Origin of the sequence: Mycobacterium sp. (genome assembly GCF_035640695.1) — a bacterium.
Taxonomy (GTDB): Bacteria; Actinomycetota; Actinomycetes; order Mycobacteriales; family Mycobacteriaceae; genus Mycobacterium.
On the sequence record NZ_DASQVQ010000024.1, the window covers coordinates 1 to 11394 of the forward strand.

General features: G+C 68.2%; 13 protein-coding genes. 10 read left to right on the top strand and 3 right to left on the bottom strand.

The features are described from left to right. Positions 1-264: 264 nt before the first annotated feature. Both VE759_RS02925 and VE759_RS02930 read right to left on the bottom strand, forming a co-directional pair. A complete protein-coding gene (locus VE759_RS02925; RefSeq protein WP_324928064.1) occupies positions 265-1026 on the bottom strand; it encodes a DUF4326 domain-containing protein in 762 nt (253 codons plus the stop codon). Positions 1027-1067: 41 nt separating this feature from the next. Then, positions 1068-1334 (bottom strand): WhiB family transcriptional regulator, encoded by a 267-nt coding sequence (locus tag VE759_RS02930; RefSeq protein ID WP_324928082.1) that lies wholly within the window; start codon positions 1332-1334, stop codon positions 1068-1070. A gap of 195 nt (positions 1335-1529) precedes the next feature. On the opposite strand from VE759_RS02930, the gene VE759_RS02935 reads away from it, so the two are divergent. From VE759_RS02935 to VE759_RS02980, 10 genes are all read left to right on the top strand, one after another. Then, a complete protein-coding gene (locus VE759_RS02935; RefSeq protein ID WP_324928065.1) occupies positions 1530-2264 on the top strand; it encodes a helix-turn-helix domain-containing protein in 735 nt (244 codons plus the stop codon). A gap of 3 nt (positions 2265-2267) precedes the next feature. Then, positions 2268-2762: a hypothetical protein gene (locus VE759_RS02940; protein WP_324928067.1), complete on the top strand. Its 495-nt coding sequence runs from the start codon at positions 2268-2270 to the stop codon at positions 2760-2762. A gap of 45 nt (positions 2763-2807) precedes the next feature. Next, a complete protein-coding gene (locus VE759_RS02945) occupies positions 2808-3344 on the top strand; it encodes a thermonuclease family protein (protein WP_324928068.1) in 537 nt (178 codons plus the stop codon). 76 nt (positions 3345-3420) lie between these two features. Then, positions 3421-4467 carry a C40 family peptidase gene (locus VE759_RS02950; RefSeq protein ID WP_324928070.1) on the top strand — a complete coding sequence of 349 codons (1047 nt, stop codon included), beginning with the start codon at positions 3421-3423 and terminating at the stop codon, positions 4465-4467. A gap of 208 nt (positions 4468-4675) precedes the next feature. Then, complete coding sequence (locus VE759_RS02955; protein ID WP_324928071.1) at positions 4676-6352, top strand: DUF4226 domain-containing protein; 1677 nt, start codon at positions 4676-4678, stop codon at positions 6350-6352. A 70-nt stretch (positions 6353-6422) separates the two neighbouring features. Further along, positions 6423-6722, top strand: a complete 300-nt coding sequence (locus VE759_RS02960; RefSeq protein ID WP_324928072.1) for a type VII secretion target — start codon at positions 6423-6425, stop codon at positions 6720-6722. Continuing rightward, a complete protein-coding gene (locus VE759_RS02965; protein WP_324928074.1) occupies positions 6719-7027 on the top strand; it encodes a YbaB/EbfC family nucleoid-associated protein in 309 nt (102 codons plus the stop codon). The genes VE759_RS02960 and VE759_RS02965 overlap by 4 nt, the downstream gene beginning before the upstream one ends. Continuing rightward, positions 7028-8656, top strand: a complete 1629-nt coding sequence (locus VE759_RS02970; RefSeq protein WP_324928075.1) for a PPE domain-containing protein — start codon at positions 7028-7030, stop codon at positions 8654-8656. After that, the gene (locus VE759_RS02975; RefSeq protein WP_324928077.1) at positions 8653-8973 is read left to right on the top strand and encodes a hypothetical protein; all 321 of its coding nucleotides are present in this window, start codon (positions 8653-8655) and stop codon (positions 8971-8973) included. Before VE759_RS02970 ends, VE759_RS02975 begins: the two co-directional genes overlap by 4 nt. A 297-nt stretch (positions 8974-9270) precedes the next feature. Then, positions 9271-10098: a cutinase family protein gene (locus tag VE759_RS02980; RefSeq protein WP_414687821.1), complete on the top strand. Its 828-nt coding sequence runs from the start codon at positions 9271-9273 to the stop codon at positions 10096-10098. Between the two features lie 358 nt (positions 10099-10456). Here VE759_RS02980 and VE759_RS02985 read toward each other — a convergent pair whose 3' ends face one another. Then, entirely contained in the window at positions 10457-10639 is a 183-nt protein-coding gene (locus VE759_RS02985; RefSeq protein ID WP_324928080.1) for a YegP family protein, read from the bottom strand. Positions 10640-11394 lie beyond the last annotated feature (755 nt).

The following is an 11394-nucleotide window of genomic DNA, read 5'->3' on the forward strand; positions in this document are numbered from 1 at the left end:
TTCAACGGCGCATCGCAGGACGGACTCCCGGGTATGGCTGTACCGGCGGGGACCGGTGCGCAGATGGCTGCATATTCTCGGCCACCATCTGAGCAAGACGGTGGCTCGGTATCCCGGGCCCCTGCGGATGTCCCTGCCACCACGTCATGAGCTGGCCGGCGTTCGTACCGGATGCGCAGTCGCGGCACATACAAAGAGTAATCACGCATACGAGCTGTGCAAGAATGCACTTCTGCTCGACCTCCGATGCCAGCGCCGCGGCATTCAGCGAAGATTGCTGCGGCGCACCAGGACCGACCATGACACCGCGCGCAGGCCGGCGAAGCCCCGCCCGTATGTGCGCAGCGCGAGTCGCGCCGGGGCCGTGAATACCCAGTGATACAGCCGTATTCCACGGCGCGGTCGTAGCTCCGCCGCTGCACAGCAGCCGGGTCGGGCAAGGTGGGTGTCGAGGAGAACCGCAGCGCCCAGCCATCCGGTCTGTGCGGTGTGCCAGTTGGCGTCCAGGCCCAGCGCGGACGCGGCGGCGTGGCTGCCCTCGTCGATCCGTGTTCCGGCATAGATCGCCACTGGGCCGCGGTAGTCGGTGCTCCATGATCTGGTGTCAGTGGCGCTGCCGCCCAACTGTTTTGGCACCAGCAGTATCGAGGCCGATGGCCGGCGCAGCGTCAGGCCCATCGTGTGCCCGGCTGTGGTGTACGGGTCGACGGGAGGATTGGCGATATCCAGCAGCACTTCTCGGTGGCAGGGCCGGGAGTCGAGTGGGCAGCGACAGGCAAGGTTGACTCCGGCGAGTTCATTGCGCACGGCGTGCAGAAGGTCGGCGCGACCGGCGAGCCGGACGGCGTACTCGGTGACGGCGCGGGCGCGGGCGATCGGGTCGTGGGTGTGGTGGCCGGGGCAATCCCAGCGAAAATCGGCCACCGACGTGGCCCCACGCGGCAGGGCGCGGCGGGGAAGTTGTTCGACCGCTTGGGGATCGAGGTCGGTTAGCGCGGTCGGTGTCCAGCGGGGCGGCATGGCCATCTCGCGACGGATTGGACGCATCGTGCCCGCGAATCTTCCGGTCAGTCGTTGACGTGGTAGCCGCCGTGCGACGCCAGCGCACGCAGCTGGCGGAAGGCAAAGGTGCGGCCCCGGCCTGCTTTGGGGATGTACACCGCCGACCACATGCCCTCCGCGCCCGGCGTTTCGACCGCTTCTTTCGCACACAGCCATCGTCGCGGGCAGCCGCGGCACAGGGCTTTGGCTTCGGCGTCGTGGGGCCCGGCCGTGGCCCACCGGTCCGGGTTCTGCGTGCACGGGATGATCCGGTTGTCGGGTGCCAACGCCATGGTCACGGTCGCTCCTCAAACTGCTGCGTTTGGAATTATCGAAACGCTAGCGCTTAAAGGCTAGCGATGCAACCAAAACCTTAGCGGCGATGAGTTCAGCGAGGTACTATGCTAGCCTTATAGGCAAGTTGCCAGCGTTACATTGCTCGCGTTCAATGCTCGTGTGACTCGTGAGGTGCTGGTTACACTGACCCGGTGCAGGACGACGCGACGGATCCCGGCGTTGCCCGCGCAGGCGCCGCGCTAGCGGAACGGCGCCGGAAACTAGGCATCAAGCAGCGTGAATTGGCTCGGAGGAAGATCATTACCGCCAGCTCATTGATTGACTTCGAGAAGGGCCGGTCTTGGCCGCGGGAGCGCACGCGCACGATGCTGGAAGAACTGGTCGATTGGCCCGCCGGAACCCTAGCGCGCATCCGGTCCGGAGGACCGGTCCCAGGCTCCGAGCCAGCCCCCCGACCAGACTCCGAGTCGGCTCTCGAATCCGACGACAGCGAAGCCTCACTGATCGTCAGCGCGGTCGCCGTTGCGATGAACACGTTCAACACTGCGATCGCCAACCTGCCGGCCGAGGATGACCCGAGGTTTCCCGGCCACATTCAAGCGGTGCTTGCCGATCTGCGCCAACTCGAGTCGATCACGGCCCGGGCGGTGCGTAGCAGCCGAGGTTCACCGGCGGTGATCAGGGCTCTAGCCCTGGTGCGCCGCCGCTATGACGAGTTGACTGCCCGCGCAGCGAAAGCGCCCGGCGCGACGCTGGGTCAGCGGCTCCACACCGCGCGCCGCCGCGCCAACCTCACCGCGGCCGAGGCCGCTGATGCGCTCGGCATGCCCGTCGAGCTGGTCACCACCGTGGAGGGCGGCCAGGCAGCCGATGACGAGTCCGCCGCACGGATTGAGGCGATGATCGCTGGGCTCCAGGACGGATAAGTGATGATCCCGGTTGAAGCGTTGGCGGTTCGGGTCACCGAGGTGCTGTCGCGGGCCGAGTCGCTGTTCGCTGCGCCGGCCGACCGCGATGCTGGCGTGGCACCAGATCGGATCAGCGACGCGCTGGAGGCTGGGCGCGCGATCAGGTCACGCGCTGCAGAACTGTCGGGCACCGCGGCGGACGCTCATCGTGAGGCCGTTGCCGCAGCAGGTGACCGTCTGCAACAGACCTCCGCCACGGAAGCCGAATTGGCCCAAAAAGTGCAGCGCGCGAGCGAGATTCAGGATCGCGGACGGTCGGAGGTTGCGCAACTGCGTGCCAGCGCCGCGGAGGTGCCTGAGGCACTGGGGACCGCGCTGCATACTCCGGCCGGTGAGCTCGCAACGTTGGCGGCACTGCGCAGGCGGGTCGAACGCATGCAGCACCTGGTGGCCGACCACTCCGCTGAATCCGCCCGGCTAGCCGGGGAACTCCGAAGACTCAGATACGGCCAGTAATGGTTCTTCGTCAGATGTGTCGGTGCCGCACGCGATAATCTCGGTATGACTGCGTGGCGGCCAGTGGTGGGTGCGGCTCTTGCGGTGGCCGTTGCGGTATCGCTCGTGTTGCCGCCGGCAGGGTCTGCCCAGCCGGTGGGCACGACCGCGCTGGTGCTGAAGGTCGTCGATGGTGACACCGCGGACGTCGTTGATGACAATCGCGGGCGACTTCGGGTGCGGCTGTTGGGAATTGACACGCCGGAGACCAAGAAGCCCGGTTACACGGTGGGGTGCTGGGGACCGGAGGCGACCAAGTTCGCCGAGTCGACGCTGCAGGGGCAGCGGGTCGCGCTGGTGACCGATCCCACGCAGCGACTGCACGACCGCTACGGCCGCACTTTGGCGTACCTGGATAAGGCCGACGGCTGGGACTATTCGGTCGAAGCGGCCCGCGCGGGCGCGGCGCACGCCTATATCTACGGGGGCGTGCCCACTGCTCGTTATCCGGAGATCGCGGCGGCGGAGCAGGAGGCCAGGGCCGCTGCGCGGGGCTTGTGGGGGGCGCCGTGCTTTGGGCACACCGAGTCGGCGCCGATCTGACGCGGTCGCGGTCTCGACGAAGCAAGCCGAAATTTTGTGGTCAACGATGCCGCCAGGGTGACCGACACTAGAGGTTGTGTCGGCAGACGCGCTCGTTCAGCGGGTTGGTGAGGTACTCGGGCGGGCGCACGCGCTGTTCGGCGATCCCGTCGATTCAGGAGCGGCGGCCGCGGCGGGCGCGGGCCTGCGGCTCTCGCGTGCGCGGGATTCGGTGCGCGCCGGGCAGGGCCGCTTCGCCGGGCTGTCCGGCGAATTCGCCAGCGGCTACGCGGCATTCGCCTGCGGTTACGGCCCGCCGCTCGACGCGATGGCCGGTGCCGACGACCGGATGGCCGCGGGTCTGGACCGGTCCGCGGCGTCGCTGCGGTCGGGGCGGTCGGCGTCCGCATCGATAATCAACGGGGCGGCCGCCGACACCGCCGGGCTGGGACCGCTGTCGAATACTCCGGCGGGCGAAAAGGCGCTGATCGCCGCGCTGCGCTCCCGGGTCGCCCAGCAGCAGAAGCTGCTGGCCGCCTACAGGATGCGCGACGCGCGGATGGCGGCGCTGCTGCGGTCGCTGGCCTACGTTCGCGGGCGCGGCGTGGGCGAGCTTGGAACGCGCGCCGGCGGTGCTGGTTTGGGCGGGAGAGGCCGCCGCGGCTGGGCACCGTTGTCCGTGCCAGCGGTGCCGCGGCTCGGCGGTGCGCAGCGAGCTCATCCTGTGGCGTTAATGAGCCGGCGGCACCGGCACCCCGATCCGGTCGGCGCACCCGGCGTGACCGCGGCGGAGGCGGCGTTGAGCCGCCGCGGCAGCCCGTATGTGTGGGGAGCCAAGGGCCCATCGGCCTTTGACTGCTCCGGGTTGACACAGTGGAGCTGGGCCAGGGCCGGGGTGCAGCTGGGCGGCGACACCTACACCCAGATCACCCAGGGCGTGCCGGTAGCGCCCGGTGATGTCCGCGCTGGGGATCTGATCTTCCCGACGTCGTCCTTCGGTGAGGATGGCCGGTCCGGGCCCGGCCATGTGCAGCTGGCGATTTCGTCGACGCAGGTCGTGCACGCCCCGCAGAGCGGTGATGTGGTGCGAGTGGCGCCGATGCCGTCGTCATTCGTGGCGCGCCGCCCGGTACCGTCCGGCTGAACGGGGAAAATACTGCACAACGTCGGCTCTGGGCGGCCTTAGGCTCGACGCCGTGGACATAGCGCTGCGACGACAGGCCAACAGCGTGCTGGATGCATTATCACGGGCGCACAAGCTCTACGGAGGCGGCGAACAACCCACGCGCCCACCGGCTTTCGTCACCAGTCCGGATCTGGAAGCGGATCTCGGCTGCGCCCGGTGCTAGGCGATGGCAAGCTATGGCGAGTTGCGCGACGCGATGCGCCACATCGCCGACGCGTTCGGGGATCCGAACGCGTGGCAACGCGGCCTGTCGGTGCAGGACATCGCCGACATAAACGGTTACCTGCATGCGCAAACCGATCACCGGCCGGGCGTGGTGCTCGGACACGTCGCCGGCGGGGATACCGTCGCCGTGCCCGGGTGGGTGGATCCGGTGACGCACAAGGTGTATGAGTATCGCCCGACGTCAAGCGGGGACGCCCCGCAGGTGCCCGATTCGCTGATCGGGTCGCTGCGCAACCACTTTCCGGGGCTGTTCGGCCCCGAAGGCGAGTCGCTGACGGTTCCACCCGGGCCGCTGCCGCCCGCTCCCGCGTCCGGCGCGCCGCCGGCCGGTGCGGGGTTGCCGACCATTGAACAGCAGTCCGGGCGCACCGCCGATGCGGTGCGCAAGCTGCAGGACGAGCTGAAGAAGCGTTACGGCCAGATCAACGCCGCCGAAGAGACGCTGTCGGAGGCGTTGTTGAACGCGCACGCAACGACAGCGCAGGGGCAGCGCAGGCTCAACGACATTCAGGCGAAACTCGTCGAGGCCGTGAACAACCCTTCCGCAGCGTTGGACACCCCGGCCGGGGAGACAGCGTTTTTGAAATTCCTGCGAACCCAGGTCGCCGCAATCACCGACGTCGTGAACTCCGGCGCGCTGACCGACGCCGACGCCGCCAAGACTGTTAAAGCGCTCGCCGATCTCTACAGCGCCGACACCGGGCAGACCTCCATACCGCCGGCATCTTCGGGTGAGAGCGACCCGAGTGGCGGAGCAGAGGTTTCGGCACCGGAATCTGTTGTTCCGCCACAATCGATCTCGAGTGAGGACTTCGCGGGTTCGGGTGCGCCGATGCCGGATCCGCCACTGTCGGATCTTGGCTTGGCCGGGTTGGGCACTCCGCTGGGCGTAATGCCCGATCCGCTGTCGTCGCTGGCCTCCACCCTGCCGGCGGCGATGGGTGGCTTCGGATTCCCGGCCGGCGCGGCCGCTCCGCTGGATGGGGTGGCCGGTGTGGCCGGGACGGCGGGGCCGCTGGCGGGATTGGCCGCCCAGCTCCATGACCAACCGCACCATGCCGATGGGGGTGACAGCGGCGCCGATGCGAAAACCGACAAGAACGACTCCGCCGGCGATGAGGCGGCGCGTAAGCACGACACGGTTAAGGACGCCAAGCCTGTCCAGCAGGCGCAGCCGGCCGGACCGCCGCAACCCGACCCGGCGGCCACTGTGCCCGCCTCGGGCGCACCGCCGGTCGGTGCCGCGCCACCGCCGACGACCGTGCAGCTGCCCGACGGTTCCACCGCCAACGCCCGCACCCCGTCAGCGGCCCAGGCCGTGCGGGCCTACCTGGCCGGCACGCCGCTCGAAGCCGCCTACCGGCAGGTCGGCATCGAGCTGCCGCCGCCCGGTACACCGGTCGCCGTGCCGATCGCACCGTCAGAGCTGGCCGCCGGCGACGTCGGCATGTTTGCCGATCACTACGTCGTCGCGCTGGGTGCCGCCAAAGCGCTCAAGGACGGTCAAGTGGTGCCGCTGGCGTCGGTGTCGTCGAGCCCGGACTTTCTGGGCTGGATGCGGCCCGCTACATCGGCACCCGCGGACCCGGTCAACGCCGTGGCCGCCCCGAGCGGCTGAGATGGCCGCTGCGGCTGACGGGACGCGCGTCAACAACCACAATTGCCCTCGAACCGATAGGAGTCACATCATGGGCGAGCCCATCAAGATCGAACCTCGGGTGCTGCGTGAGGTCGGCGACCAGCACGTCGAGGTCGCCGAGCACATCGCCGCCGCTCGCCGGGCGGCCGATGACATCGGCGCCGCGGTGAGCAGCTACGGGCCGATCATGCACGAGGTGAAGGCCGCGGTCGCCGAGATCCTCACCGAGCGCGAAGCGGCGTTGCGTCAGCACGAGCACATGCATCGTGGCGCCGCCGACGCGTTGCACACCAGCGCCGCCGGCTTCGCCGAGCAGGAAGAAATCAATGCCGAGCGGTTGAAATTTTGAGCGACGACGATTCGATGCCACTGGCCGAGCGGTCCTTCACCGCCTCGACCCCCGACGGCTCGGTGTTCGTCCGGGTGGCGGTGCGCGGCCACGTGCTGGGCGTTCAAGTCGAACCGGAGGCGATGCGCCGGCCCGGCCGCGAACTGGCCGAGCGGATCATGGCCGCCGCTGACGTCGCGTATCTTCAAGGCCAGGTGGCGATACGCCAAGAGTTCGAGCGGGGGCATGTGTCGATGGACGATATTGACGACATGCCCACTGAGCAGGATCTGGCCGCGGCGCGTGAGCGGCTGGAGATGTTGTAGTTGATCAGGGCCGATCCCCCGGGGCTGGCGTCGGCCGCGCAGCGGGTCGCCGCGGCGGTGGCGGCCCTGCCCCCCGGTGAGGGGCTGCATCCAGCGCTATCTGCCGACGACACCTCGATCACCGCGGCGGCGCGCCTGTCCGCCGCGGGCACCACGCTGGCGGCCACGATCGCTGCCCAGGCCGCCGGTTTGGCCGCCACCGCGGCGCAGATGGGTTTCAGCGCAACAGGTTTGGCCGAACAGGAGTCACTCAATACGCACGCTGTGGCTACGCTGCGAGTGCCTGGTTCGGCGGCGTCTGGCGGTTGGGCGCCACCGCCGTCGGCGGCCGCACCCGATGTGCGACCTCCGATGGCTCCACCGGCGCCGTTGCCGGGGGAGGCGATCGCCACTGCGCTGAACACCGGAACCCTTGGCGCCGCAAAGGGATTCATCGCGCGCTGGACGCAAGTGGCCGATGCCGTCGGCGAGGCCGCCGATTTGCTTCGCCGCACCGCCAACGGATTGCCCGAGGTGTGGGACAGCCCGGCGGCCACACCGGTGGTGCGGGCGCACTTGTTGGGCTACGCCAACGCGTTCGACACCTCCGCGGGCACGGCACGGGCTATCGCCGGTCAGGCCCGCAGGCACGCCGAGCAGCATGGGCAGACCGTTATCGATGTCCCGTCGCCGGCGGAGTTTCATGCCGTCGATGAGCAGCTGCGACTGGTCAGCCGCGCCAACGCGCAATCCGGCGGCAGGCTCAGCGCGGCGGTGGCCGCGCTCACGGCACATAAGGCGGCGCTGGAGACCAAGGCACATCGGGTGTATGCGGCCTATCACGCGGCCACCGAGGCGACTACCGGCTCGGACGCACAGGCGCCCGACGACCGGGTGGTGGATCCCGGACGGCAGCCGGGCGCGGGGCCCGATGGCGCGGATCCGGCGGCCGGCGGCGCCGACGGGGCTATGAGTCCGGAACGGGCCGGGCAGATGGCGGCGATGCTTCCGGGGATGCTTCCGGGCGTCCTCGGCGCGGCCGGCGGTCTGGTCGGCGGAGCGTTGTCGACGGTCACCAAGATTCCCGAGACGCTGGCGCAGGCGGCGGGGGCGGCCGCGCAAGGTTTTTCGGGTGCGATAGCTTCCGCCGCATCCGGCCCCGTCCCCGGGCCGGAAAAGGCAGCAGCCGCCGATGCTCCGTCACCCTCCGAAATGGGCATGGGCAATGGTGCGGGAGAAGGCGGTGGGGGCGGCGCCACCACTCCGGCATCGGGTGGCCCGACGTCGTTTCCTCCGGTGGTCCCGACCACCGGTCCGGGACCCGATGTTCCCCGCATGCCCGCCGGTGCTTCGCCTCAGCAGGTCGCGGCCGGGGCCGGCACGTCTGCGCCGATGCCGATGGCCATGCCGATGGGCGCGATGATGCCGACGGGTGCCGGCGGGGGCGTGCACAGCGATCAGCGGACGCGTCCAAAAAACCTGGTGGTTCCGCCGGTGCCGCATACCGAATCGGTGACCGGCAAGGTGACGGATCGCATCGCGATGTCGGCGGCGGCGAAGGAGCCACCGCCGCTAGATCCGCCCGACGATGACCCGCACCGGCCGCGGCCCATCATCCGCCGTATCGCGATGCCCAAGGACGGATCGTGACCCGTCCAGACATCCCGTTCGACGACCTCGGCGACGCCGAGAAGGTCAAGTATTCGCAAGCCGAGCTTGCAGCCACCTTCGCCGAACTCGATGCCAAACTGGCGCGGCTGGCCGCGCTGCGCACCGAGGCCGAGGATTCCGATGGATGGGTGCGATTCAGCCTCGGCCCGGACGGTCGGCTGTTGAGCCTGTTCATCGACGACACGGCGCCTGCGCGCCTGACGAATCTGGCGCTGGAGCAGAAGCTCAACGAGATGTTGGAAGCGGCCAACGCGGCCGTCTGGCGGTCGCGGCGGGAAGTGATCGATCCGCGGTGAGTCCTGTCCTGCATGAACTGCGCAATCTCGGTGCGGATCGGAGTCGGCAGCCGTGACCTGAGACGAACAGCCCGGGTTGGCTTAGAGTAAGGGTCGGCCCGTCAAGGGTTCGTGGGTCTTCATTCAATTTAAAAGGTGGACTCCAGGGAAGTCACTGAGGTATTCGCGCGGGACTCAGTCAGCCCTGAGTCACGTATCGCATGGGGCGGTGGGGTCGAATTGAAAATCAATAGATCGGATCGAGTCGGGTTGGCGGGTCGCCTAGTTGAGGCGGCGAGCGGACGCCACGTCGCTCGCTTGTTCGGTGCCGCGGTGGTGACAACGTCGTCGGCGCTGCTGAGTCCAGCGATCGACATTCCTTCTGCATCGGCTGCTCCATGTTCCGATGTCGAGGTGGTGTTCGCACGCGGCACCTTCGAGCCGCCGGGCGTCGGCGACACCGGACAGGCGTTCGTGGATGCGCTGCGCTCACGAGTCGGCGGGAAATCTTTCGACGTGTATCCGGTGGATTACCCTGCCTCGCTAGATTTCCACACAGCCGCCGACGGTGTTATCGACGCGAGCAATAAGGTCCGCGACATAGCCACGAGATGCCCGAACACCAAGATGGTGCTTGGGGGGTACTCCCAAGGGGCGGCCGTGGCCGCTTACATCACCGAAGATGCAGTACCTGCTGGCTTCACCCTGCCAGCCGGTATCACTGGCCCTATGCCGCCGGAGGTGGCTAACCACGTCGCCGCCGTGGCGCTGTTCGGAAAGCCGTCGAGCGGGTTCTTGCAAACGATCTACACCGATGCGCCACCGATTACGATCGGCCACCTCTATTCGGCCAAGACCGTCGACATGTGCATCCCCGAGGACCCGATCTGCGCGCCAGGTGGCAGCGATAACGGCTCGCATGTGATGTATGCGGTGAACGGCATGGCGGGCCAAGCCGCAGACTTCGTTGCGCGTCGCCTCGCATCAAGTGGCCCGAGCCCCGCACCAAGCCCGAGCCCCGCACCAAGCCCGAGCCCCGCACACGGCCCAATCAACGCAGCTGGCTCGACCGCCGCCGCTGGCCCGGGCACCGCACCTAGCCCGGGCACCGCCGCTGCATACGCTCCGGCGGCGGGTTCGGGCTGATCGGTACAGTCGTCGAGCTAACCGGCGACCGCGCCGGATAACCCACATCTCCGAGAGAATTCGCTCGGCGACTCCGAGAGGCTCTCGGCTAAGCGTCAGGTCTTCGGCTCGTCGCCGAAACTCAGGCCTCGATGCTGCCCGGCACCGAGGCCACCGTCTGGGCGTTGTTCGCCTCGGTTTCCGCGAATTCCATCGCGGTCGCGGCTAGCACGGCGGTGGTCGACTCCAACCGCCGCATTAACGTCAGCCGGTCGCTCGCACGTCGGCGGGCACAGCACTTACGGCCGCAGAGGTGGCTTTAAACATCCCCCACCGGTGGAGCCGTTGCTCCAGCGGTTCCCAGGGAACGGTGCGTCACTTATTCCGTCAGATCGACAACGGCCGCACCGGTGGCGTTCTTCTGCACCGACGCGATGCCGTTCTTGGCCGCGGCTTTGGACTCGTATGCCTCGCCGGTGGCAATGATCTCACCATTGCCAGCCTTGAGTCGGAACCGGAACTTTCCGCGCGAATCCTTAAACAGCTCGAACTTGCTCGCCATTCGGTCTCCCTTGCCGCATTGACAATCATGCAACCGCAGCGATGAACGTAGCGGAAACCGCCGCTGCGGGAGACCGGATCGAGACGAAACGCCCGTCCTTCGAGCTGTCTGCGGGATTGGGCTGCGCAAGCAGGTGGTGCGGGTCGACCTCGGGTTGGCCAAGCTCGTATGCGGGATGGGAAAGGGCCCGGGGAATGGGAGAGGTGACACCGGGCCCTTCCGCGCCAAGGGGAGTCTGACGCGAATACCACGCTAATGCACCATGGGCGGCGCTTTGTGCATGAATTTCGCTGCGCTATAACAGTGCTCACCTGCGGTGCGGCTTAGAGCCTGCCTCGCGCAAGCCCACAATGATCTGGCGCGGTCGGCGTGGTCCTGCCCAAGAGCTACTCGCTGGTCGCGTATAAACAGGACTCGCCCGCGATGTCGGGGGGGCCAAGCTACGTCCGGATCTCCATCGCGATAATGGGCGACTGAAATGCGCCCCGACGGCGGCACTGCTTGTCAAGTGGCAGACCCCGCCGAAGTTGTGCTGACGGCCTCTAACCCGACACTTTAAGCTGAGGCGATGAGCATCCAGGGTGGGGAAGCCGGCCAAATGCCGCCACCCGATGGGGGGTATGTGCCACAACAGTCGAGCGCTGGATTTCCACCCGGGTTCGCGCCGCCTTACGCGGCGTCACGCGGACGAGACCGCGGAAGGCTTCTGGGAGCCGGCGTGGCGCTGGCCGTTGTTCTGGCTGCGGCCGCGCTCG